21 protein-coding genes are annotated in these 22,468 nt (G+C 69.2%); 9 read left to right on the top strand and 12 right to left on the bottom strand.

The window, feature by feature from the left end:
* Positions 1 to 35 precede the first annotated feature (35 nt).
* The 3 genes from ACFU5V_RS19630 to mqo all read right to left on the bottom strand — a co-directional run bounded on the left by ACFU5V_RS19630 (position 36) and on the right by mqo (position 4,303).
* Positions 36 to 1,949, bottom strand: coding sequence for a VWA domain-containing protein (locus ACFU5V_RS19630; protein WP_378701515.1), 1,914 nt, complete (start codon positions 1,947 to 1,949; stop codon positions 36 to 38).
* 211 nt (positions 1,950 to 2,160) lie between these two features.
* Positions 2,161 to 2,694, bottom strand: a complete 534-nt coding sequence (locus ACFU5V_RS19625; RefSeq protein ID WP_378701316.1) for a GNAT family N-acetyltransferase — start codon at positions 2,692 to 2,694, stop codon at positions 2,161 to 2,163.
* A 64-nt stretch (positions 2,695 to 2,758) separates the two neighbouring features.
* Positions 2,759 to 4,303 carry a malate dehydrogenase (quinone) gene (mqo, locus tag ACFU5V_RS19620; RefSeq protein WP_378701314.1) on the bottom strand — a complete coding sequence of 515 codons (1,545 nt, stop codon included), beginning with the start codon at positions 4,301 to 4,303 and terminating at the stop codon, positions 2,759 to 2,761.
* A 121-nt stretch (positions 4,304 to 4,424) separates the two neighbouring features.
* Here mqo and ACFU5V_RS19615 point away from each other — a divergent pair, with 121 nt between their 5' ends.
* The 3 genes from ACFU5V_RS19615 to ACFU5V_RS19605 are packed head-to-tail and all read left to right on the top strand — an operon-like array spanning position 4,425 to position 7,143.
* Positions 4,425 to 5,435 (top strand): alpha/beta hydrolase, encoded by a 1,011-nt coding sequence (locus tag ACFU5V_RS19615; RefSeq protein WP_378431006.1) that lies wholly within the window; start codon positions 4,425 to 4,427, stop codon positions 5,433 to 5,435.
* On the top strand, positions 5,432 to 6,817 hold the full coding sequence (gene mtr / locus ACFU5V_RS19610) for a mycothione reductase (protein ID WP_378701312.1): 1,386 nt from the start codon (positions 5,432 to 5,434) through the stop codon (positions 6,815 to 6,817). Before ACFU5V_RS19615 ends, mtr begins: the two co-directional genes overlap by 4 nt.
* The gene (locus ACFU5V_RS19605) at positions 6,814 to 7,143 is read left to right on the top strand and encodes a YnfA family protein (RefSeq protein ID WP_015890329.1); all 330 of its coding nucleotides are present in this window, start codon (positions 6,814 to 6,816) and stop codon (positions 7,141 to 7,143) included. Before mtr ends, ACFU5V_RS19605 begins: the two co-directional genes overlap by 4 nt.
* 31 nt (positions 7,144 to 7,174) lie before the next feature.
* On the opposite strand, the gene ACFU5V_RS19600 is transcribed toward ACFU5V_RS19605, so the two are convergent.
* From ACFU5V_RS19600 to ACFU5V_RS19585, 4 genes are all read right to left on the bottom strand, one after another.
* Positions 7,175 to 7,741, bottom strand: coding sequence for an alpha/beta fold hydrolase (locus ACFU5V_RS19600; protein ID WP_378701310.1), 567 nt, complete (start codon positions 7,739 to 7,741; stop codon positions 7,175 to 7,177).
* Positions 7,742 to 7,857: 116 nt separating this feature from the next.
* Positions 7,858 to 9,396 carry a cobyric acid synthase gene (locus ACFU5V_RS19595; protein ID WP_378701308.1) on the bottom strand — a complete coding sequence of 513 codons (1,539 nt, stop codon included), beginning with the start codon at positions 9,394 to 9,396 and terminating at the stop codon, positions 7,858 to 7,860.
* Entirely contained in the window at positions 9,393 to 10,250 is an 858-nt protein-coding gene (gene map, locus ACFU5V_RS19590; protein WP_378431383.1) for a type I methionyl aminopeptidase, read from the bottom strand. The genes ACFU5V_RS19595 and map overlap by 4 nt, the downstream gene beginning before the upstream one ends.
* 58 nt (positions 10,251 to 10,308) lie before the next feature.
* Positions 10,309 to 11,016, bottom strand: coding sequence for a GntR family transcriptional regulator (locus ACFU5V_RS19585; protein ID WP_378431384.1), 708 nt, complete (start codon positions 11,014 to 11,016; stop codon positions 10,309 to 10,311).
* Between the two features lie 184 nt (positions 11,017 to 11,200).
* On the opposite strand from ACFU5V_RS19585, the gene ACFU5V_RS19580 reads away from it, so the two are divergent.
* From ACFU5V_RS19580 to ACFU5V_RS19565, 4 genes are read left to right on the top strand one after another with little or no spacing between them, the layout of a single operon-like run.
* On the top strand, positions 11,201 to 12,238 hold the full coding sequence (locus ACFU5V_RS19580) for a 2-aminoethylphosphonate ABC transporter substrate-binding protein (RefSeq protein ID WP_378701306.1): 1,038 nt from the start codon (positions 11,201 to 11,203) through the stop codon (positions 12,236 to 12,238).
* Positions 12,239 to 12,240: 2 nt separating this feature from the next.
* Positions 12,241 to 13,410 carry an ABC transporter ATP-binding protein gene (locus ACFU5V_RS19575; RefSeq protein ID WP_378701304.1) on the top strand — a complete coding sequence of 390 codons (1,170 nt, stop codon included), beginning with the start codon at positions 12,241 to 12,243 and terminating at the stop codon, positions 13,408 to 13,410.
* A complete protein-coding gene (locus ACFU5V_RS19570) occupies positions 13,407 to 14,312 on the top strand; it encodes a 2-aminoethylphosphonate ABC transporter permease subunit (protein ID WP_378701302.1) in 906 nt (301 codons plus the stop codon). Before ACFU5V_RS19575 ends, ACFU5V_RS19570 begins: the two co-directional genes overlap by 4 nt.
* A complete protein-coding gene (locus tag ACFU5V_RS19565; protein WP_378431388.1) occupies positions 14,287 to 15,072 on the top strand; it encodes an ABC transporter permease in 786 nt (261 codons plus the stop codon). The genes ACFU5V_RS19570 and ACFU5V_RS19565 overlap by 26 nt, the downstream gene beginning before the upstream one ends.
* A gap of 65 nt (positions 15,073 to 15,137) precedes the next feature.
* Here ACFU5V_RS19565 and ACFU5V_RS19560 read toward each other — a convergent pair whose 3' ends face one another.
* Entirely contained in the window at positions 15,138 to 16,757 is a 1,620-nt protein-coding gene (locus tag ACFU5V_RS19560) for an AMP-binding protein (RefSeq protein ID WP_378701300.1), read from the bottom strand.
* Positions 16,758 to 16,873: 116 nt separating this feature from the next.
* Between ACFU5V_RS19560 and ACFU5V_RS19555 the strand changes: the two genes are divergently transcribed.
* Both ACFU5V_RS19555 and ACFU5V_RS19550 read left to right on the top strand, forming a co-directional pair.
* Positions 16,874 to 17,740, top strand: coding sequence for a response regulator transcription factor (locus tag ACFU5V_RS19555; RefSeq protein ID WP_378701298.1), 867 nt, complete (start codon positions 16,874 to 16,876; stop codon positions 17,738 to 17,740).
* Positions 17,741 to 17,794: 54 nt separating this feature from the next.
* The gene (locus tag ACFU5V_RS19550; RefSeq protein ID WP_378431391.1) at positions 17,795 to 19,216 is read left to right on the top strand and encodes an APC family permease; all 1,422 of its coding nucleotides are present in this window, start codon (positions 17,795 to 17,797) and stop codon (positions 19,214 to 19,216) included.
* Positions 19,217 to 19,233: 17 nt separating this feature from the next.
* Here the strand turns inward: ACFU5V_RS19550 and ACFU5V_RS19545 are convergent, their stop codons facing one another.
* From ACFU5V_RS19545 to ACFU5V_RS19530, 4 genes are all read right to left on the bottom strand, one after another.
* Positions 19,234 to 19,662 (bottom strand): AraC family transcriptional regulator, encoded by a 429-nt coding sequence (locus ACFU5V_RS19545; protein WP_378431392.1) that lies wholly within the window; start codon positions 19,660 to 19,662, stop codon positions 19,234 to 19,236.
* Positions 19,659 to 20,141: a GyrI-like domain-containing protein gene (locus ACFU5V_RS19540; RefSeq protein WP_378431393.1), complete on the bottom strand. Its 483-nt coding sequence runs from the start codon at positions 20,139 to 20,141 to the stop codon at positions 19,659 to 19,661. Before ACFU5V_RS19540 ends, ACFU5V_RS19545 begins: the two co-directional genes overlap by 4 nt.
* A 1-nt stretch (position 20,142) precedes the next feature.
* Positions 20,143 to 20,448 (bottom strand): hypothetical protein, encoded by a 306-nt coding sequence (locus ACFU5V_RS19535; protein ID WP_124392798.1) that lies wholly within the window; start codon positions 20,446 to 20,448, stop codon positions 20,143 to 20,145.
* Positions 20,449 to 20,606: 158 nt separating this feature from the next.
* Entirely contained in the window at positions 20,607 to 22,421 is a 1,815-nt protein-coding gene (locus ACFU5V_RS19530; protein WP_378431416.1) for a penicillin-binding transpeptidase domain-containing protein, read from the bottom strand.
* Between the last annotated feature and the right edge of the window lie 47 nt (positions 22,422 to 22,468).

The raw sequence follows: 22,468 nt of genomic DNA, 5'->3' as shown, positions 1-22,468 counted from the left end.
TGTCTTCTCTCTCCCTACCGAATTCCGCGTCCGGGTCAGGCCGCGGCGCGGACGACGCCCGCGACCTGCTGCGCGGACAATTCGCCGAGGCGGACGTAACCACCCCGCAACCGGCGGGACAGTTCCGCGGCCAGCCCGAGCCGGACCATCCCGCTCTCGCAGTCGACGACCACCGACGCGACCGCGCTGTCGGCGAGCAGCCCGGCCGCCACCTTCGCCCGGTGCAGTGCATCCTTGCCGCCGGTCGCGCGTCCGTCGGTCAGCGCGACGACGAGCGCGCGGCGCTGCGGGTCGCGGAGCCGCTCCCGCAGCACGACCTCGCGTGCGCGCAGAAAGCCTTCTGCCAGTGGGGATTTGCCACCCGTCTTCATTCCCTGCAGGCGGCGGACGGCGATGTCGACCGACGAGGTGGGCGGCAGGACGAGTTCCGCGGCCCGTCCCCGGACCGTGATCACCGCCACCTTGTCGCGGCGCTGATAGGCGTCGCGGAGCAGTGAGACGACCGCGCCGGTCACGGCCGACAGCCGGTCGCGGGCCGCCATCGACCCGGATGCGTCCACGACGAACACCACGAGGTTGCCCTCGCGCCCCTCGCGGATCGCTCCGCGCAGATCCGCGGAATCGAGGATCATCCGCCCGGCGGTCCGGCCGCGCGCCACCTGCTGCCCGGCGGCGGCGAAGAGCGTGCCCACCAGGTGGAGTCCGTGCCCCGACTCGGTGGTGGAGCGCACCGCGCGACCGCGCGACGAGCGGGAACGCGAGCGCCGGCCCGGCGCGCCCTCGCCGACTCCGGGTACCTCGAGAAGCTTGGTGGTGAACTGGGGGGCGGTCGGCCCTGCCGGGCGTTCCGGGGGTGCCGGTGCGCCGCCTCCGGGCCCGTCGGGATCGTCGGGTCCTTCCGGGTCGGTGTCCGTGCCGTCCGCCGCGGGCGGTGCGCCGGGCGGGGATCCGGGTTCGGGCTCCGGCGGTTCCCCGGCACCGGACCGCGCGTCCTCGTCGGCCTGCCGGAGCGCGTCGTCGAGTTGCTGTTCGTCGAGACCGGGTTCGTCGAACGGATCCCGGCGGCGACGGTGCGGCAGAGTCAGTTCGGCGGCCACCCGCACGTCCTCCGCCTCGACGGCGCCGGCGCCCCGCCACGCGGCGTGCGCGGTCGCGGTGCGGGCGAGAACGAGATCGGCGCGCATGCCGTCCACGTCGAACGACGCACAGAGAGAAGCGATTCGGCGTAACTCGACGTCGTCGAGCACGACGGAGTCGAGCCGGTCGCGGGCCTCGAGGATGGCGGCGGCGAGGGCGGCGTCCTGCTCGGCGTAGCGCTCGACGAACTGTGCGGGATCGCGTTCGAAGTCCAGCCGACGCCGGACCACCTCCATCCGCACGTCCACCTCCCGCGACGCGGCGACGTCGACGGCCAGCCCGAACCGGTCGAGGAGCTGCGGCCGGAGTTCGCCCTCCTCCGGATTCATCGTGCCGACCATGACGAACCGGGCGGCGTGCGAATGCGAGATGCCGTCCCGTTCGACGTGGACGCGGCCCATCGCCGCGGCGTCGAGAAGCACATCCACCAGGTGGTCGTGCAGGAGATTGACCTCGTCGACGTAGAGCACACCCTGATGGGCAGCCGACAACAGTCCCGGTTGAAACGCGCGCTCACCGTCGCGCAGCACCTTCTCGAGATCGAGGGAACCGACGACGCGGTCTTCCGTGGCCCCGACCGGCAATTCGATCAGCCTCGCCGGGCGGGTGCCGTTCTCGTCCTGCACCGCCGGGAGCAGGGCGGTCAGAGCGCGAACAACCGTCGACTTGGCCGTCCCCTTCTCGCCGCGGACGAGCACTCCGCCGATACCGGGATGGACCGCGCAGAGGACGAGGGCCAGCCGCAACCGGTCCTGGCCGACCACCGCACTGAACGGAAAACCCCACGAAAAGTCGGGTCGAACCTGGTCCACTTCACGATCCGCACGCACGCTGCATCCCTTCACGTCCCGGTTTCCTCGCCGAGAGCTTTGGCCGGTACGAACGCCGCGGCAATCTGGCTGGGAGACCGGATCGGCAACCAGGGTGGTGGCAGCCGGTCAGAGATCCGTCACAGTGGCGGGACCGCGCCTGATTCGAACAGGACTTCCCCGCGGACATTCACCTGACGACCCTAGTCGGCGCTCACTTCCCAGCGCTCGACGGGGCCGCCTCCGCCGCGTCGTACGCAGCACCACCGCCGGCATCATGGGCGGCACCGCCGGCACCGCCGCCGCGACGCATGGGGACGTGCGGAATGCCGTCCTCGACGAACTCTTCGCCGTCCGGCCGGAAACCGTGCTTGGCGTACATGTCCACCAGGTACGTCTGCGCGTTGATCCGGCACGGCGCGTCCCCGACCTCGGCGAGCGCGGCGCGCAGCAGACGCGTGGTGTGCCCCTGACCGCGCGCAGGCCGCGCCGTGCACAGCCTGCCGATGCGGAACGACTTGGTGCCGTCGGCGTGCTCCTCGAGGAGGCGGAGCGTGCAGACCACCTGACCGTCCTGCTCCAGCCAGAAGTGACGCGTCTCGGCCAGCAGGTCCCGGCCGTCGAGTTCCGGGTACGGGCACGCCTGCTCGACGACGAAGACCTCTACGCGGAGCCTGAGCAACTCGTAGAGCGTCTTGTTGTCGAGATCGAGTGCCCACGAACGCTTGAGTGCTGCGGTTGCCGTCATGACAGGCAACTATCGCACAGCACCCGGGAGTGCGCGCGTCCGTGGACCCGGGCCGAGCGGTCGGTCAGACCGCGACCGACGCGTCCTCCACCTTGCTGGTGTCGAGCTGGAGCACCTTCGACGTCCAGTCCCACACCTGCGAGAACAGGCCGGTGTCGTCGGAGAGCTTGACTCCGAGCGAGGGCACCATTTCCTGGAGCTTCGGCCTCCACGACTCGTACTGCGTCGGGAAGCAGCGCTGCAGCACGTCGAGCATGGCGGGCACCGCGGTGGACGCGCCCGGCGACGCGCCGAGCAGGCCTGCGATGCTGCCGTCGCCGGCGTTGACGACGGCGGTGCCGAATTCGAGGACGCCGCCCTTGCCCTTGGCCCGGCGGATGACCTGGACGCGCTGGCCCGCGGTGATCAGCTCCCAGTCCTTGCCGAGCGCCTTCGGGACGAACTCCCGCAGGGTGTCGATGCGACCGGCCTCGGACATCGCGAGTTCACTGATCAGATACTTGACGAGACCGAGTTCGCTGACGCCGACCCCGAGCATCGACAGCAGGTTGTTCGGCTTGACCGAGCTGGGCAGGTCGGTGACCCGGCCCTGCTTGAGGAACTTGGGCGACCAGCCGGCGTACGGTCCGAACAGCAGTCCGGGCTTGCTGCCGATCACGCGGGTGTCGAGGTGCGGAACCGACATGGGGGGCGCGCCGACGGCCGCCTTGCCGTAGACCTTCGCCCGGTGCTGGTCGATGAGCTCCGGGTTGGTGCAGCGCAGGAACGCGCCGCTGACGGGGAACCCACCGAAGCCCTTGGCCTCCTCGATGCCGGACTTCTGCAGCAGGTGCAGCGCACCGCCGCCGGCGCCGACGAACACGAACTTGGCGCGCACGACCTTCTTGGCACCGTTGCGGCGGTTGGTGACCTTCACCACCCAGCTGCCGTCGGACTGCTTGGTGAGGTCGGTGACCTCGTGCCCGAAGTGGACGACGCCGCCGGACGCGCCGACGTAGCCGAGGAGCTGCTTCGTGAGGGCGCCGAAGTCGACGTCGGTGCCGTCCTGGGTCCAGTTGAGGGCGATCGGATCGCTGAAGTCGCGGCCCTTCGCCATCAACGGCAGCCGCCGGGTGAACTCGTCGGGGGCGTCGACGTACTCCATGCCCGCGAACAGGGGGTGGCCGGCGAGGGCGTCGTAGCGGGCCCGCAGGTACTTCGCGTTGGCCTCGCCGTGCACGAAGCTCACGTGCGGGATGGGGTTGATGAACTCCTTGGGCTGCGTCAGCACACCGCTCTCGACGCCGTGCGCCCAGAACTGCCGCGACACCTGGAACTGCTCGTTCACGTTGACGGCCTTCGTGATGTCCACGGTGCCGTCGGCGTTCTGCGGGGTGTAATTGAGCTCACACAGTGCGGAGTGGCCGGTGCCCGCGTTGTTCCACGGGTCACTGCTCTCGGCGGCTACTGCGTCGAGCCGCTCGAATGCGGTGATCGACCAATCGGGCTGCACCTGACGCAGGATCACTCCCAGCGTCGCGCTCATGATGCCCGCGCCAACCAGCACTACATCCGTTTTCGTCTCTACCGCATTCTGATCTGACACTGGAGTATCGACTTCCTTGTCCATAGCCGTACGCGCATACGCCTGCCGTGTTCGCCGGATAGGTTACCCGCGCGTATGAGCGAAAATCACCTGCCCCAATTGTGCGCCTCCCCGCACCCCCGGAACGCACATTAGATTGTGATCTGTGACTACTTGGGCTCCCGACGTTCTCGGCGACGGTTATCAACAGCTGACCATCCCTCTCGGCACCGACCCCGACGGCGAGGGCGAGGTGAAGGCGACGCTGATCCGCTACCAGCCCCCGCAGGAGACGAAGAAGACCGGCCGCGCCGTGCTCTACGTCCACGGATTCACCGACTACTTCTTCCAGAAGCACCTGGCCGAGCACTTCGCCGCACAGGGTTACGCGTTCTTCGCCCTCGATCTGCGCAAGTGCGGGCGCTCGCTCGAACCGGGGCAGACGCCGCACTTCGTCTCCGATCTGAGCCTGTACGACACCGAACTGGACGAGGCGTTGCGCCAGGTCCGGGAACAGACCGGCGACGGAGAGGTCCTGCTGGTCGCGCATTCGACGGGCGGCCTGGTGCTGCCGCTGTGGCTGCACCGCCGGCAGCGCACGGCGGGCGGCACCGCGGCCCTCGGCATCAGCGGGGTCATCCTCAACAGCCCGTGGTTCGATCTGCAGGGTCCGTCGTACCTGCGGAACGTCGGGACGGTGGCCGTCGACGCGGTCGGGCGGGTCAAGCGCAAGTCGATCATCCCGAAGACCGGGCTCGACACGTACGGCGTGAGCCTGCACGTGGAGGGCAACGGCATCTGGAACTACAACCTCGACTGGAAGCCGCTGAGCGGTTTCCCCGTCACGTTCGGGTGGCTGCGCGCGGTGCGCCGCGGGCACGCGCAGTTGCACCGGGGACTCGACATCGGGGTTCCCGCCCTGATCCTGCGTTCCAAGGCCTCGTACTTCGCGCCGCGGTACGACCCCCGGGTCGACACCGCCGACGCCGTGCTCGACGTCCGGCAGATCGCGCGCTGGGCGGGGTGCCTCGGCGACCGCACCACGATCGTGCCGATCGCGGGCGCCCGGCACGACGTGTTCCTGTCCGCCGATCAGCCCCGCGCCGAGGCGTTCGCCGAGGTGGACCTGTGGCTCGAGTGGCTGCACGGCCACAACGCGGCGGAGGCGAACCGGTGACACATTTCGATCTGGCGATCATCGGTTCCGGGTCCGGCAACTCGCTGCCCGACGAACGGTTCGCGGACAGGAAGATCGCGATCCTGGAGGAGGGCACGTACGGCGGGACGTGCCTGAACGTGGGCTGCATCCCGACGAAGATGTTCGTCTACGCCGCGGAGGTGGCCCGCACGGTCACCGGTTCCGCGAAGTACGGCGTCGACGCCCAACTCGAGGGTGTGCGCTGGCCCGACATCGTCAAACGGGTCTTCGGCCGCATCGACCCGATCTCGGCCGGCGGCGAGCGCTATCGCGCCGAGGACAGCCCGAACACGACGCTGTTCCGCGGGCATGCGACGTTCGTGGGTCCGCGGACCCTCGACACCGGGACCGGGGAGGTGATCACGGCCGATCAGGTGGTCGTCGCCGCGGGATCACGGCCGATCATTCCCGACGTCGTCCGCGAATCGGGTGTGCCGTACTACACGAACAACGACATCATGCGGCTACCGGAACTGCCCGAACGGATGGTGATCATCGGCGCGGGATTCATCGCCGCCGAGTTCGCGCACGTGTTCTCCGCGCTGGGCACCCGGGTGTCGCTGATCGCGCGCAGCTCACGCCTGCTGCGCCACCTCGACGAGGACGTCTCCCGCCGGTTCACGGATCTCGCCGAGCAGAAATGGGACGTGCACCGCGGGCACGCCGTGACGGCCGTGCGCCGGGACGGTGACGGCGTCGCCGTCGAACTCGCGGACGGTACCGTCGTCTCGGGCGACGTTCTCCTGGTGGCGACCGGGCGGCAGTCGAACGGCGACGCCGTCGGGGCCGCCGCCGGCGGCATCGATCTCGACGACGAGGGACGCGTCGTGGTCGACGAATTCCAACGGACCAGTGCCGAAGGTGTTTTCGCGCTCGGCGACGTCTCCTCGCCGTACCAGCTCAAGCACGTCGCCAACCACGAGGCCCGGGTCGTTCAGCACAATCTGCTGCAGGACGCGTGGAAGGACACGTCGGGGCTGCGCGCCTCGGACCACCGGTTCGTTCCCGCCGCCGTGTTCACCGACCCGCAGATCGCGCACGTCGGGCTGACCGAGGCCGAGGCCCGGGAGGCCGGCTGGGACGTCACGGTGAAGGTGCAGGCGTACGGCGACGTCGCGTACGGGTGGGCGATGGAGGACGACGAGGGTCTCTGCAAGGTCGTCGCGGAACGGGGCACCGGGCGCCTGCTGGGGGCACACGTGATCGGCGCCCAGGCGCCGACCGTGATCCAACCGCTGATCCAGGCGATGAGCTTCGGGTTGACGGCGCAGCAGATGGCGCGGGGACAGTACTGGATCCACCCGGCGATGCCCGAGGTGGTCGAGAACGCTCTCCTCGGCCTCGACGTGCCGTTCGAGTGACGGTCGCCAAATCCGTCGCGCTGTTCGCCGTCGCGGCGCTGTTCGAGATCGGCGGCGCGTGGCTGGTGTGGCAGGGCGTCCGCGAACACCGGGGCTGGATCTGGATCGGCGCCGGTGTCGCGGCGCTGGGGGCGTACGGGTTCGTCGCGACGATGCAGCCGGACGCCAACTTCGGCCGCATCCTCGCCGCCTACGGCGGGGTGTTCGTCGCGGGCTCGCTGATCTGGGGCATGGTGGCCGACGGTTTCCGCCCGGACCGCTGGGACGTCTCGGGCGCCCTCATCTGCCTGCTGGGCATGGCCGTCATCATGTACGCCCCACGCTGAGCCCGGTCGTGCCCGGCGTGGGGCCGCACGTCTACCAGGGGCTGGTGCGGAGCACGATCTCGGTGGCCAGCTCCGCGGCCGCGGCCGCGGGGACGTTGCTGACGCCGTCGAGTTGGACGACGCGGAAGTCGGAGTAGACGAAGCGTCCGCTGGCGTCCGCCTCGGCGCGCCGTTCGGGGTCCGCGACCATCACGGTCGTGGGGAGTTCGACCGCCGGACAGTCGGATCCGCGCACCGCACCCGCGGCGTCGGGCGCCGCCGGATGCCCCCGGTCGGCGACGACGAGGCTCGCGAAGCGCCCGAACTGGCGCGCCGCCAGCGACCAGGCCAGTTCGGCCCCTTCCCGGCTGCCGACGAGGTTGACCCATCCGACCTTCAGCTCGTCGAGCAGGCCCATGACTGCCGCCTCGTCGAGACCGGTGATGTCCTCGGGCACGATCGTGCGCAGGTCGGAATTGTGCAGGCGCTCGCAGACGCCGTCGTAGACATCCGGCCCGTCGCCGGCCCCCGGTAGCAGCAGAACGGTGTGTTTGCTCTCCGGTCCGTCGATCCGGACCGTGCAATTTCCATTTCCCACCGCCACGTGCGTCAGTTCCATGGGCTAAAAACTACGCGATCGGGGACCTCTTGCGCTCGGACCGCCCCTAGTTCGAGGTTCGTTACGTGAGTCGTGAACCGATCGACCGACGAGGCGGGCCGTATCTCGGCGACGGCCTAGCACACCACGGTCGACGCGATGGCAGGCAACCCGGCCGGCGCGCCCGCGGCGACCAGCGCCTCGAGGGCGTGGAGATCGAGATTCTGCTCCACCAGGTCCGCGAGCAGATCGAGTTGAGCGGTCCGGATCGCGGCGACATCCGTGTCGGGTGCGGTGACGAAACCGGTTCTCCCCGCGTGCTCGGCCACGTCGTCCAGCAGAAGCCGGCGGAACCGGTCGGTCTCGAGCAGACCGTGCCAGTGCGTGCCGTAGACGGCGCCGCGGATACTGCCCTCCGCGGCGGCGGTGCTCGTGTGGGGCAGCAGCAGATCACCTTTTTTGTGCACCCGACCCTTGTGGAACTCGTACCCCAAAAACCAAAACCCCTGGGAATTGCCGCGGACCTGCGCGAGCACCTTGTCCGGGGCGAACTCCACCTCGAGGTCGAGCAGGCCCAGTCCGGGCACCGCGCCGCGGCCGGATTCGACGTCGTCGACGATGACGGACCCGAGCATCTGGTAGCCACCGCACACCCCGAGAACGGGGCCGCCGCGTTTCGCATGCACGGCGATCGCGTCCGCGATGCCGGTGCGGCGCAACCACTCCAGATCCGACACGGTCGACTTGCTGCCGGGCAGCACGATCAGGTCGGCGTCCTCGAGCCGCGACGGATCGGTGACCCAGCGCACCGACACCCCCGGTTCGCACGCGAGCGCCTCGACGTCCGTCGAATTGGAGATGCGGGGCAGGCGGATCGCGGCCACCCGCAGCCAGTCGTCGCCGACCGGCGGCGCCGGACGCCCGACCGGGGCGTCCCCCACCACACCCAGCGAATCCTCCGCATCGAGCCACAGGTCCTCGGCGAAGGGAATCACCCCGAGCGTCGGGCGACCCGTCATCGCCGTCAATTGCTCCACACCCGGCGCCAGCAACGACACGTCGCCGCGGAACTTGTTGATCACGAAACCCGCGATCAACGCCTGGTCCTCCGGTGCGAGGACCGCCACCGTGCCGAACAGGTGAGCCAGCACCCCGCCACGGTCGATGTCGCCGACGACGAGCACCGGCAGGTCCGCCGCGCGGGCGAGTCCCATGTTCGCGAGGTCCGTGGCCCGCAGGTTGATCTCGGCGGGAGACCCCGCTCCCTCACACAGCACGACGTCGTAGTCGGCGCGCAGCGATTCCAGTTCCTCGGCCACGACCGCCCGCAGGTGCTGCCGGTGCTCGATGTAGTCGCGGGCCCCGACGGACGTGACCGCGCGCCCCCGCACCACCAGTTGCGACGTGCGGTCGCTGCCCGGTTTCAGCAGCACCGGATTGAAGCGGACGCTCGGCTCGAGCCCGCAGGCCGCGGCCTGCAGGGCCTGCGCCCGGCCGATCTCGCCGCCGTCCAGCGTGACGACGGAGTTGTTCGACATGTTCTGCGCCTTGAACGGCGCCACCCGGACACCCCGCCGCGCCAGCATGCGGCACAGTCCGGCCACGAGCACACTCTTGCCCGCGTCGGACGTGGTGCCGGCGACGAGCAGGGCGCCCCTCCACCGGCTCTCGCTCAAGGCAGGGTCAGGATCTCGGTGCCGGTCTCGGTGACCACGATGGTGTGCTCGAACTGGGCGGTCCACTTGCGATCCTTGGTGACCACGGTCCAGTCGTCGTCCCACATGTCCCAGCCGATGTCACCGAGGTTGATCATCGGTTCGATCGTGAACACCATGCCGGGTTCGATGACCGTGTCCACGGAGGGCTCGTCGTAGTGGAGGATGACGAGGCCGTTGTGGAACGTGGTGCCGATGCCGTGTCCGGTGAAGTCGCGGACCACGCCGTATCCGAAGCGGTGCGCGTACGACTCGATGACGCGGCCGACGACGTTGAGCGCCCGGCCCGGTTTGACGGCCTTGATGGCGCGCATCGTCGCCTCGTGGGTCCGTTCCACCAGCAACCGGTTCTCCTCGGCGACGTCGCCGGCGAGGAACGTGGCGTTGGTGTCTCCGTGCACGCCGCCGATGTAGGCGGTGACGTCGATGTTGACGATGTCGCCGTCCTGGATCACCGTCGAGTCGGGGATGCCGTGGCAGATCACCTCGTTCAGCGACGTGCAGCACGACTTGGGGAATCCCTTGTAGCCGAGCGTCGAGGGATAGGCGCCGTGATCGATCATGTACTCGTGCGCGATGCGGTCGAGTTCGTCGGTGGTGACGCCCGGCGCCACCGCCTTACCGGCCTCCTGCAGGGCCTGCGCGGCGATCCTGCTCGCCACCCGCATGGCCTCGATCGTCTCCGGGGTCTGGACCCACGGCTCGTTGCCTTCCTTGGCCGTGGGCTTCCACGCGTACTCGGGCCGCTCGATCCCCGCCGGTACGGCGAGGACGGGAGACACGGTTCCGGGGCTCAGTGCTGTGCGGACAGACATGGCTACCAGGTTAGACCCGCACCTGGCCGGGGCACCCCGGGACCCGCCGCGCGGGCTCTCAGTCCCGCAGCGTCGTGAGGAATGCGATCCGGTCGCCGCGGTAGAGGGAGCGCACCCGTTCGATCGGAGATCCCCCGGTGTCGAGCGAGAGCCGGTGGAGCAGCAGCATCGGCATGGCGGTGGTCGAGTCGAGTAGCGCGGCCTCCCGCGGCGAGGCCAGCACGGTCTCGATCCGCTCGGTGGCGGACGCGAACACCACTCCCGTCTCGCGAATCGCCGCGTACAGCGAGGTGCCCGGGTCGAAGTCGCGCGCCAACTCCCCGAAGCGGCCTGCGGGCAGGTGGGTGCTCTCGAGCCCGATCTTCTCGTCATCGGCGAGCAGGACCCGTTCGAGGTGGATCACCGGTGCGCCGATCGTGAGACCGAGCGCCTCGGCGAGGTCGGCGTCGGCGCCGAGTTCCTCGAACGTGACCAGTTCACGCCCGGGCACCCGCCCCTGGCTGACCGCGCCCTCGGTATAGGACCGCAGCGACAGCGGCTGCACGAGCTTGGGGCTGGCGACGACGGTGCCGCGGCCTCGACGCTCGACGCGTCCTTCGACCAGCAGTTCGTGGATGGCCTGTCGTACCGTCTCGCGGGACACCGCGCACCGCAGGGCCAGTTCCCGCTCCGCGGGGACCGCGTCTCCCACCTCGAGTTCGGCGAGGATCGTCTCGAGTTCGGTGCGGACGCGGTAGTACTTGGGGACGTTCGGCGCCCGGGTCATCGCGTGACGGTGCCGATCAGCGCGGGCTCTCCGGACGCGTCGCCGTCGTCGTTCATGCGGCCGAGCGTACCCGAAAAATGGTCTATACCAATTGTTCACCTGCCGTTCCCCCGACGGTGGCCCAATGGTCTAGACCAAAAGGCAGGCTCCTCGGCACCGACCCCCTCATCGTTAGGAACACGTCATGCGTCTTCGCCCACGGATCGCCGCCGCCGCGCTGGCCGCGACCGTACTCACCCTCGGAACCGCTTGCGGCGGAACCGGTACCGCCGCAAGCTCGGGCACCGACACCGTCACCGTCTACAGCGCCGACGGACTCTCCGGGTGGTACCAGTCCCGATTCGACGCCTTCACCGACCGAACCGGCATCGCGGTGAACCTCGTGGAAGCCGGATCCGGCGAAGTCGTCTCCCGCCTCGAGAAGGAACAGTCCAACCCGCAGGCCGACGTCGTCGTCACGCTGCCACCGTTCATCCAGAAGGCCGACGCCCAGGGACTGCTCGTCCCCAGCGGCGTCGACACCTCCGCCGTTGCCGCTGCCGAAAAGGACCCCGCGGGCCGCCATGTTCCCGTCGTCGGGAACTACCTGTCCTTCATCGCCAACCCTGCGGCGTCGCCCGCCCCCCGCACCTGGGACGACCTGCTGTCCGACCGGCTCGAGGGCAAGATCCAGTACTCCACCCCCGGCCAGGCCGGCGACGGCACCGCGGTGCTGCTGCTCCTGCAGCACCTGATGGGCAAGGACGGCGCACTCGACTACCTCGCGAGGCTCCAGGCCAACAACGTGGGACCGTCGTCCTCGACGGGCAAGCTGCAGCCGAAGGTCAGCAACGGCGAACTGCTCGTGGCCAACGGCGACGTCCAGATGAACCTCACCTCCATCGCCGACGACGGCTCGACGTTCGACCTCTTCTTCCCCGCCGGCGCCGACGGCACCCGCACCACCGTCGCCCTGCCGTACGTGATGGGCCTGGCGAAGGGTGCGCCGCGCAGCGAACAGGGCAGGCAGTTGATGGAGTTCCTGCTGTCCGAGGAGTCCCAGAAGACGGTCGCCGACGAAGCGCGCGGCGTGTCGGTCCGCGAGGACGTCCGCGCCGCCACGAGTGACAGCGCCCCCGCGCGCGCCCTGCAGGGTGTCCAGGTGTGGTCGCCGAACTGGAACGACGTTCTCATCGAACTCGATTCGGACGTCGCCGCGTACCAGAAGGCCACCGGGAGCTGATCGTGTCGGGAATTCCACTCGGGCGGACACACCCGTCGCACACCCCCACGGTCCGCGGCGTCACCGACTACTCGGCGCCCGCCATCACGTTCGACCGGGTCACCGTCACCTACGGACGCGGCAGGGGCGTCACCCACGCCCTCGTCGACTTCACCCTCCGCGTCGCCCGCGGCGAGACCGTCGCCCTCCTCGGGCCGAGCGGTTCCGGAAAGTCGACGGCACTGAAAGCCCTCGCCGGATTCGTCCGTCCCACTTCGGGTTCGGTGCGGCTCGGATCACGCGACGTCACCGGCCTTCCGCCCGCGAAGCGAGGAATCGGCGTCGTCGTGCAGTCCTACGCGCTGTTCCCGCACATGCGGGTTTCCGACAACGTCGCGTTCGGGCTCCGCGCCCGGCGGGTACCGCGCGCGGAGATCGGCGCGCGGGTGACCGAGGCCCTCGAGATGGTCGGCATGGCCGCCTACGGCAAGCGCCTGCCCCGCGAACTGTCCGGCGGACAGCAGCAACGGATCGCGATCGCCCGGGCTCTGGCGATCCGGCCCGCGGTCCTGTTGCTCGACGAACCACTCGCCGCCCTCGACGCGCAGTTGCGCGAGAGCATGCTCGGTGAACTCACCCGGTTGCGCGCCGCCCTGCCCGACACGGCGATGCTCTACGTCACCCACGACCAGGGCGAGGCGCTGGCGCTGGCCGACCGGATCGCGGTCATGCGCAACTCCCGGCTCGCGGACGTCGACACCGCCGAGAACCTGTGGAAGCGGCCGCCCAGCAGTTTCACCGCCGAATTCCTCGGCGGCGCCAACCTGTTGCCGTGCACCGTCACCCGGGTGATCGGAACGTCGGCGCTCGTGTCCATCGGCGGCGTCCCCGTCACCGCGACAGCCCCGCAACCCGACATCGGACACGTCGCCTGGGAGTCGGACCTGCCCGCGTTCCTGTGCGTCCGCCCGCACGCGGTGACGCTGACCGCGCCCGGCGCGAAGGGATCGTTCGCGGCGCGGATCGTCTCGACGGTGTGGCGCGGGACGACCACGCGGATCACCCTCGCAATCGACGAATTCGACGGAGTGCAGGTGGACGCGGACGTCGCCGGTCACGACCAGCGTGCACCGGGCGCCGTCGTCGGCGTCCAATTCCCCTCGGACGGCAGCGTCCTGGTGCCGGCGGCATGACCGCGACACTCGCACGACCTCCCGCCGCGACAGCCCCGCGACGACCGGAACCGGTCCGGTGGCGCGCCATCGCCTGGACGCTCCCGCCCCTGCTGCTCGTCCTCGGATTCGCCGTCTACCCGACGGCGCGGGTTCTCACCGAATCCCTCGACTCCGGCACCGGTTCCGGTCTGGACACCTGGTCCGGTGTTCTCCGCTCCGAACTGTTCCGGACGGCGCTGTGGCGGACGGTACAGATCGCCGCACTCTCGACGCTCGGCTGCCTGGTCCTCGGCACATTCCTCGCGCTGGTGCTGGCGTTCGTCCCGTTCACCGGATCGACCGTCGTGGGACGGCTGATCGACGCGGTGCTGTCGCTGCCGTCGTTCCTGATCACCCTGGCGTTCACGTTCCTCTACGGCACCGCGGGGGCGGTCAACGCACTGATCACGCGGATCTCCGGCCACGCCGACGGGCCGCTGAACTTCGTCGGCACCCCACTCGGGGTGATCGCCGCCGAGATCACGTTCTTCACCCCGTTCGTCGTCCGCCCTCTGCTCGCCGCGTTCACCCAGATCCCCCGCGAACAACTCGACGTCGCCGCCAGTCTCGGGGCGTCGCCGTTGCGGGTGCTGCGGACCGTTGTGATGCCGGAGTCCTGGCCCGCGCTGCTGGCCGGTGGCTCGCTGGTGTTGCTGCTCTCCCTCAACGAGTTCGGCATCGTCCTGTTCACCGGCGCCAAGGACGTGGTGACGCTGCCCGTCCTGATCTACACGCGCGGCATCGTCACGTTCGACCTGCCGGGCGCGGCCGTGATCGCCACGGTCCAGGTGGCGTTGTCGCTGGCCCTGTACTGCACGTACCGAATTCTGTTCGCGACACTGACGGGAGGCAGCCGTGCTGCTGTGGACGACAAGATCTAGGGCGCTGGCCCTGAGCCTGTTCGGCCTCGTGGTGACCGTCGTCTTCGCGGCGCCGATCGCCACCGTGGTCGCCGCCGGCCTCGCCGGATCCTGGACGGGCCCACTGCCTTCGGACCTCGGCGGCCGGAACTTCGCAGCGGCACTGACCGACGAGAATCTCGCCAGCCTCACCGTCAGCCTGCAGACGGCGTTCATCGCGGGTGCTCTGGCACTCGCGGTCGGGACGTGGGCGGCACTGGCGGCGCGGGAGGCGCCGGCGTGGTTGCGCCGCGTCACCGACGCCGTCTTCCACCTGCCGATCGCGATCCCGTCCGTCGCGATCGGTCTCGGACTGCTGATCGCGTTCAACTCGCGGCCGCTGCTGCTCGGCGGTACCAAGTGGATCGTGATCCTGGCGCACACCATCCTCGTGCTGGCGTTCACGTTCAGCGCCGTCTCGGCGGCACTGGACCGGCTCGATCCCGCGTACCGGCAGGCCGCCGAATCCCTCGGCGCCGGCCCCGCCCGCGTCCTGCTGCGGATCACCCTGCCGCTGCTTCTCCCGGCCCTCGGTGCCGCGGCCGGCCTGTCGATCGCGCTGTCGATGGGCGAACTGGGCGCCACCGTGATGGTGTACCCGGCGACCTGGAAGACGTTGCCGGTGAGCATCTTCGGTCTCACCGACCGCGGCCGGGTGTTCCTCGCCGCGGCCGACACCACCCTGCTGCTGGCGGTCACCCTCCTCGCCCTGCTGGTCGTCGGCCGCCTCCGCAGGCGCTGACGCACCCGTGCGTGGTTAACGAGTCCTGACACTCCTCAACCGCGCACGGGCGGCGGAGCCGCCTTCTACTTCTGGCGGAGCAGGTACCGCTGCACCTTGCCGCTGGGGGTCTTCGGCAGGCTCGGGACGAAGTGCACCGTGCGCGGGTAGGCGTGTGCGGCGAACTTCTTCTTCACCAGCGTCTGCAGTTCGGCCTCGAGTTCGCCGGTCCCGTCGACACCGTCGCGCAGGACGACGAACGCCTCGAGCACTTCACCGCGCAGTTCGTCGGGCATCCCGACGACCGCCGCCTCGACGACGTGGTCGTGCATGACGAGCACGCTCTCGACGTCGAACGGGCCGATCCGGTAGCCGGCCATGATGATCACGTCGTCGTCGCGGGCGGAGAAGAAGTAGAAGCCGTCCTCGTCCGTCTGGCCGGCGTCTCCGGTGAGGTACCAGCGACCGTCGGCGGTGAACCGCTGCGCGGTCTTCTCGGGCGCGTCGACGTAGCCGGTGAACCACATCAGCGGGCTGCCCAGGGTGTCGATGGCGACCCGCCCCGGGGTGCGCGGCGGGGCGACGGCGTCGGAATCGTCCTCGAGGACGGCACACGCCCACCCCGGCAAGGGTTTGCCCATGGAGCCTTCGCGCACCTCGTCCCGGAGTCCCTCGGCCCAGGCGTTGGCGATGAACATGCCGTGTTCGGTCTGGCCGTAATGGTCGCGGACGAACACGTTCAGGTTGGCCTCGGCCCACGAGATCACGTCGGGGGTGAGGGGTTCACCCGCCGACGACGCGCGCCGCAGTTTCACCGTCTCGGGGATCGGCGTGGGGTCGGCGCGCAGGCTGCGGTAGACGGTGGGCGCGGCGGCGAAGTTGGTGACACCGAACCGCTCCATGACCTGCCAGGTGAGGGGCGCGGAGAACCCGGCGTGCAGCAGGATGCTGCGCGTGCCCGCGGCGAGCGGGCCGAGCAGCGCGTAGTACAGGCCGTACGCCCAGCCGGGGTCGGCGGCGTTCCAGAACACGTCGTCCTTGCGGACGTCGAGGCCGAACTCCTGGTAGGCGTGGAACGACGCGAGTGCGCGCAAGGGCACCGGAACACCCTTCGGGGTTCCGGTCGTGCCACTGGTGAACAACTGGACGAGGGGTCCCGCACCCCCGACCGTCACCGCCGCGCCCTTCGCGTCCGCGGCGTCGTGCGACTCCACGAGCGTCGCGAAATCGAGAGCGCCGGCGCCGCTGCCCACGACGACGACCTGCCACGGCGCATCCGCGGGAATGTCTTCCCCGGGAGCCAGCTTCTCGACCTGACCGGCGTCGGAGACGACGACCTTCGCTTTGCTGGCACCGAGCCGGAACGCGATCGCCGGCGGCGCGAACGCGGTGAACAGGGGGACGTGGACGGCGCCCCGGCGCCAGATCCCGAGCAGCGCGACCACCAGTTCCGCCGACTTGCCCATCAGCGTCGCGACGTGGTCACCCGGCTCCACCCCGAGGTCCGCCAATGCAGCGGCGAAGCGTGACGACTGCTCGCGCAGGTAGCCGTAGGTGAGGTCCGTCGACGACAGGTCGGCTTCGACGACGGTGAACGCCACGTCGTCGGCGGGGTGTCGATCACACAGCAGTTCCGCGGCGGACGCCGTCGGCGTGTCGTACTGGTCCAGCAGTTCACGCACGCGTGCGGCGGGATCGGTGGTCATGCGGTACTCCTCGTGTTCTCATGGCCAGGTAAAGAGGTCGGGCCGTCGCCCGAACCCACTACGGTTATGATCTAGCTCACAGACCGCTGTGACTACCCCCGGAAAGGGGTGACGACTTGGTTGCTCGTGCACCGTCGCTGCTGCGCCCTCGGGACGGGGACGCACTACGTGGTGAGCTGCGCGCAATCGCAGCTCACGGCGTTGCGCCGGTCCTGTTCGCCGGCGAGGTCCAGGACGACACCCTCCATCTCAGCGAGTTCGTCGGCACCCGCACCAACAACCTCAAGGGGCTCGCCATCCCGGCGCGGTCCGGCCTGGGCGGTCGCGTGGTCGCCCAGCGCACACCCGCGTCGGTCAACGACTACGGCAGAGCCTCGACCATCACGCATCACTACGACCGTCCCGTCCTCAGTGAGGGGCTCCGGTCCATCCTGGCAGTGCCCGTCATGGTGCACGGCAGTTCGCGCGCGGTGCTGTACGCCGCCATCCGCGATTGCGCGCCCATCGGCGACCGCACCGCGGACATCGTCGTCGCGGCGTCGCGGCGCCTCGGTACCGAGATCGCCATCCGGGACGAGGTCGATCGCCGCCTCGAGATGATGAAGACGCTCGAGGGGAACGGCGCAGGCGGCGCCACCACCGAGGAACTCCGGGACATCCACGCGGAACTGCGGAGTGTCGCGCAGACCGTCACCGACACCTCGCTGCAGGCCCGGCTCCGCGGGCTGTCGCAGAGGCTGGCGGGGATGCTGCGGCCCGACACGAGCGGCGCCGACGAGGACCCCGGCGTCCGCCTCACCCCGCGTGAGATCGACGTCCTGTCCCACGTCGCCCTGGGGTGCACCAACAGTGAAGCCGCACAGCGACTCTCGGTCGGGCCCGAGACGGTGAAGAGTTATCTGCGCAGCGCCATGAGCAAGCTCGACGCACGGTCGCGGCACGAGGCGGTGGTCACCGCACGCAGGCTCGGGCTGCTCCCCTAGCGAACACGGTCTCCTCGAACGAGGGACGCAGGCTGTAGCGAAAGGCGGTGGGTCATGGGATCGACAACGGACGCCACGAGTTCGAACACACCGGGTTCGAACTCTCCCGAACAACCGAGCCTCAAACGGGTCATGGGCCCGGGGTTACTCCTGTTGTTCATCGTCGGCGACATCCTCGGCACCGGCATCTACGCGCTCACGGGCAAGGTGGCCAATCAGGTCGGGGGCGCGGTGTGGCTGCCGTTCCTGGTGGCGTTCGTCGTCGCGATCATCACCGCGTTCAGTTACCTGGAGTTGGTCACGAAGTACCCGAAGGCCGCGGGCGCCGCGCTGTACACGCACAAGGCGTTCGGGGTGCACTTCCTCACGTACATGGTGGCGTTCGCCGTGATGTGCTCGGGAATCACGTCCGCGTCGACGGCGTCGCGGGCGTTCGCGGCCAATTTCGTCGAGGCGTTCCACCTCGACTTCTCCACCGGCATCGGCATCACCCTGCTCGGTCTCGGGTTCATGACGCTGGTGGGTCTCGTCAACTTCCGCGGGGTCAGCGAGAGCGTCAAGACCAACGTCGTGCTCACCTGCGTCGAACTGTCCGGTCTTCTGATCATCATCATGATCGGGCTGTGGGCCCTCGGCGTCGGTGACGGCGACTTCTCGCGGGTCACCACGTTCGACACCGGCGACCGATCCGCGCTCGGCGCGGTCGTCGCGGGAACCGCCCTCGCGTTCTTCGCGATGGTCGGGTTCGAGGACTCGGTCAACATGGCCGAGGAATGCAAGGAACCGAGCCGCATCTTCCCGAAGGTCCTGCTGACCGGTCTCATCATCACCGGCTGCATCTACGTGTTCGTGTCGATCACCGCGATCGCGCTGGTGCCGGTGAGCGAACTCGGCGAGGGCGACACTCCGCTGCTGAAGGTCGTTCAGGCCGGGGCGCCCGGATTCCCGATCGGGATCTTCGCGTTCATCACCATGTTCGCCGTCGCCAACACGGCGCTGATCAACATGCTGATGGCGAGTCGGCTGCTGTACGGCATGAGCCGGGAGGGCGTCCTGCCGCCCCCGCTCGGCCGCGTGCACTCCACCAGGCGCACCCCGTACGTGGCGATCGTCTTCACGACGCTCCTCGCGTTCGGCCTCATCACGTTCGTCGGTGAGGTTCCCGAACTGGGCGGCACGACGGCGCTGCTGCTGCTGGGCGTGTTCACCATCGTCAACATCACCGTGCTCGTCCTGCGCAAGCAACCGGTGGAGCACAAGCACTTCCGGGTACCGACCATCCTGCCGATCGTCGGCGCCCTCACGTGCGGCTTCCTCGTCACCCCCTTCGCCGACCGCCCCGCCGTGCAGTATCAGATCGCGGGCATCCTCCTCGGAATCGGTGTCGTGCTGTGGGCCGGGACCGTCATCGTGAACAAGCGGCTCGGGAAGGGCGGACCGGAGATCGACCCCGAGAAACTCGCCGAGCACGAGTGACCCGCCCGTCCTCTCGCTCAATGGAGCGAGAGGAACAGTTCGACCGACCCGTCGGGATGATGCACCTCCAGATCCTCGGTGAACGCGCGTTCGATCCGGCCGCGCGCCGACGCGTAGTCGGCGACGCTCCACGTCTCGGCCAGCGCGTCCGGTTCCGATTCGTCCTCGCACCGGAATCGGGCGAAATACCCGGACCGCACACCGACCAGGACGTCGCCGGGCTCCATCTTGTCGGTCGAATCGCACGGGTATCCGACGACGACCGTGAACGTGCGGGGCGGCGGGGATGCCACGTAGACGACGAAGATCTCGGAGATCCCCCGATCCCTGATCCGCTCCACCGTGAAGTCGACGAGTTCCCGACCCGGCCCGGGACGCCCGGGTTTTCCTTCGGGGATGGTCAGGCCCACAAACGATTCGGCCTGCCTCTTGACGATCTCGATCATCGCTTCTCACCTGGCGCCTTCGACGGTCCGGCGGACTCGTCCACATGAATCGGGATGTACAGGTCGACGGCGTACGCGTGCGGATACGCCTCGAGGTCGCCGGTGTACGTCCGCTCGATGTCGCCGCGCGCCTCCGCCTCGCTGACCTGCGCCCACAGTCGCAGCATCACGTCGGGGAACATTCCCCGCGAGGAGAACTTCGCGTACGTGCCGGGCGGGATCCGCGAGATGACGTGGCCGCGCGTGGCGTCGTCCACCGTCGCGCACTCGTACCCGACGATCTGGGTGTAATACGACTCGACGTCGGGCGCGAAGTCGATGTACGTGGACGCGAGCGGGCCCCCGACGTCGTGGTGGAGCACCCTCGTCCAGGCGCGGTCGAGACGAGGGTCGCTCAGTTTTCCCAGTGCCCGCTGGGGGCTGCGCACGGGCAGGCCGGCCACCAGGGTTTCGCCGCGCTCGATGATCTCGAAGGACATGTCAGATCGCGTCCTCGAGCACGTGTGCGTCGCGAACGCCGACGCAGGGCACCCCTCGAGCCCGCGCCAGCTGCATCGCCATCGCATCGGATGGCGAACAGAGTCCGTCCAGAACGTCCTCGGTCGCGATCGCGCAGACGACATCACCCTCGCATTCGGTGATCGATTCGATTCCGCGGTCGGAAGCCCACTGCCGCAAGGCAACCCACCGCGTCAGCTCGGTGCCGGCGCCCGGGCGCCCGACGAACAGCACCCGCCGGGTGCGGTTCGCTGTCTCCACGCAATTCACTTCTGCACTGATGGTCATGGTCCGACTTCCTGTCCACGTTGGCTTTTCGATCCCGGCTGGGCGGGTTCTTCCGTCTGCAACCAACTATGGACGGCGCCGACGGTGGAGTCTGTCCACCGATCAGCCCCGGAACAGGATGAATTCCGCTGTCCCCCGATCGGTGGACAGTGGCCGGGTCAGTACCCCTCGGGCAGGGCGGCGAACATGTCGCGGGTGACGGCGACGGCGTTGTCGGAACTGCCGCCGCGTACCACCAGTGTCGCGAACGCCAGGTCGCCGCGGTATCCGACGAACCAGGCGTGCGAGCCGCCCTCGACCTCGGCCTCACCGGTCTTGCCGTACACCTCACCCTGATCTTCGATCCGCTCGGCGGTGCCGCTCGTCACCACGAGGCGCATCATGCCGCGCAGCCCGTCGACCATCTCCGGGCTGATCGGCGGGTGCTCCCCCTCGATCGTGGTTTCCCGTCCCACGATCAACCGCGGCACGGGTGTCGTACCGTGTGCGATGGTCGCCGCGGCCAACGCCATCCCGAACGGACTGACCACCACCTTGCCCTGCCCGAACCCGTCCTCGGTCCGCTGCACCAGGTCGTCGGCGGGCGGCACCGAACCCGAGTCGGTGGGCAGCCCGACGACGTCGTAGTCGGGTCCGATTCCGTACTGCGATGCCGCGACCGTCAGTGCGTCGGGGCGCATCTCGCTGGCGAGTTTCGCGAACGAGGTGTTGCAGGAGCGGGCGAACGCCGTCGCCATGGGCACGGTGCCGAGCGCGAATTCGTTGTAGTTCGGGACGCTGCGCTCCCCGATCTCGATGCGCCCGGGACACGGCACCATCGTGTCGGGGGTCGCGATGCCCGAGGAGATCGCGGCGCCTGCGGTGATGATCTTGAACGTCGAACCGGGCGGATACAGGCCGGTGAGCGCAACCGGTCCGTCCTTGTCTGCCGCCTTGTTCTGCGCGACGGCCAGCACGTCGCCGGTCGACGGCTGGATGACGACCATCATGGTCTGGTCGGTGCGGGCATTGACGGCGTTCTGCGCGGCGATCTGGATGGGACGGTCCAGGCTGATCGAGAACGACGGGGAGGTCTGCGGGGCCGTCTCGGTGAGCACGTCCGTGTCGACACCGTTCTGGTTGACCGTGACCACGCTCCAGCCGGCCTTGCCGTCGACTTCGTCGATCACGGTCTTCTTCACCTGACCGACCAGATCCGGTGCGAAATTCCGGTCGGTCGCCACGAGGTCCGCCTCGTCGGACACGCTCACGCCGGGAATGGCACCGAGCACACCGGCGACCTGTTCGTAGTCGTCCGACCGCAACCGGGTGACGAGGTAGTCGCCCTTGACCGCCGTCGCAGATTCGGCGATCGACTGCGCGGTGAGCGTGGTGTCGAACGCGACGAGCGCCGACGCGAGGGACTGTGCGCTGCCGATCACGTTGCCCGACTGCGCCGCATCGAATTTCACGCGGTACACCACACCGGGGACGAGGACGTCCGAACCGGAATGCTCGTTGACCCGCGCCCGGGGCGCGGCGGTGGACCGCAGCGACATCGTCTGACGGTCGCCCAGACGGGGATGAACGTTGGTAGAACTCCACCGCACCGCCCAGTCGCCGCCGCGCCGCCCCATCTGCAGTTCGCCCGAATACGTCCAGACCCGGTTCTTCGGCAGATGCCATTCGTACGTGTACCCGACGGTGGCGGTGTCACCGCTGACGTCGACGTCCGTCGTCCGGGCGTCGAGCGACTCGGCCTGCAGCGACGTCCACGCGGACTCGAGGGCCTGGCGCGCGACGTCCGGGCGGTCCGACAGGTCGGCGGCCTGCTCCGAATCCTGCTCGGCGAACGCCGTGAGAAACGCCTGCGCCGCCGGTTCCGGACCGTCCGGTCTCGGCGTGCACGCGGCGAGACCCGCCGTCAGCACAGCGGCGCCGCACAGGGCGATCGACTGGACGACGCGGGAGCGAGGGTGTGGCCGCAGTTTCATCGCCGCCCATGCTATGTCGGCGGGCACCGCCGACACGGTAGGCGGGC

Source organism: Rhodococcus sp. NPDC057529, assembly GCF_042802055.1.
Classification (GTDB): Bacteria; Actinomycetota; Actinomycetes; order Mycobacteriales; family Mycobacteriaceae; genus Rhodococcus_F.
The sequence above is the reverse complement of the archived record's forward strand: the minus strand, read 5'-3'. Positions and strand labels throughout refer to the sequence as shown.

Coding starts and splice junctions, on each gene's coding strand:
- ACFU5V_RS19625 (WP_378701316.1), bottom strand. CDS start 2,694: ATGACGGCAACCGCAGCACTCAAGCGTTCGTGGGCACTCGATCTCGAC.
- mqo (WP_378701314.1), bottom strand. CDS start 4,303: ATGGACAAGGAAGTCGATACTCCAGTGTCAGATCAGAATGCGGTAGAG.
- ACFU5V_RS19600 (WP_378701310.1), bottom strand. CDS start 7,741: ATGGAACTGACGCACGTGGCGGTGGGAAATGGAAATTGCACGGTCCGG.
- map (WP_378431383.1), bottom strand. CDS start 10,250: ATGTCTGTCCGCACAGCACTGAGCCCCGGAACCGTGTCTCCCGTCCTC.
- ACFU5V_RS19585 (WP_378431384.1), bottom strand. CDS start 11,016: ATGACCCGGGCGCCGAACGTCCCCAAGTACTACCGCGTCCGCACCGAA.
- ACFU5V_RS19580 (WP_378701306.1), top strand. CDS start 11,201: ATGCGTCTTCGCCCACGGATCGCCGCCGCCGCGCTGGCCGCGACCGTA.
- ACFU5V_RS19570 (WP_378701302.1), top strand. CDS start 13,407: ATGACCGCGACACTCGCACGACCTCCCGCCGCGACAGCCCCGCGACGA.
- ACFU5V_RS19560 (WP_378701300.1), bottom strand. CDS start 16,757: ATGACCACCGATCCCGCCGCACGCGTGCGTGAACTGCTGGACCAGTAC.
- ACFU5V_RS19550 (WP_378431391.1), top strand. CDS start 17,795: ATGGGATCGACAACGGACGCCACGAGTTCGAACACACCGGGTTCGAAC.
- ACFU5V_RS19545 (WP_378431392.1), bottom strand. CDS start 19,662: ATGATCGAGATCGTCAAGAGGCAGGCCGAATCGTTTGTGGGCCTGACC.
- ACFU5V_RS19540 (WP_378431393.1), bottom strand. CDS start 20,141: ATGTCCTTCGAGATCATCGAGCGCGGCGAAACCCTGGTGGCCGGCCTG.
- ACFU5V_RS19535 (WP_124392798.1), bottom strand. CDS start 20,448: ATGACCATCAGTGCAGAAGTGAATTGCGTGGAGACAGCGAACCGCACC.
- ACFU5V_RS19530 (WP_378431416.1), bottom strand. CDS start 22,421: ATGAAACTGCGGCCACACCCTCGCTCCCGCGTCGTCCAGTCGATCGCC.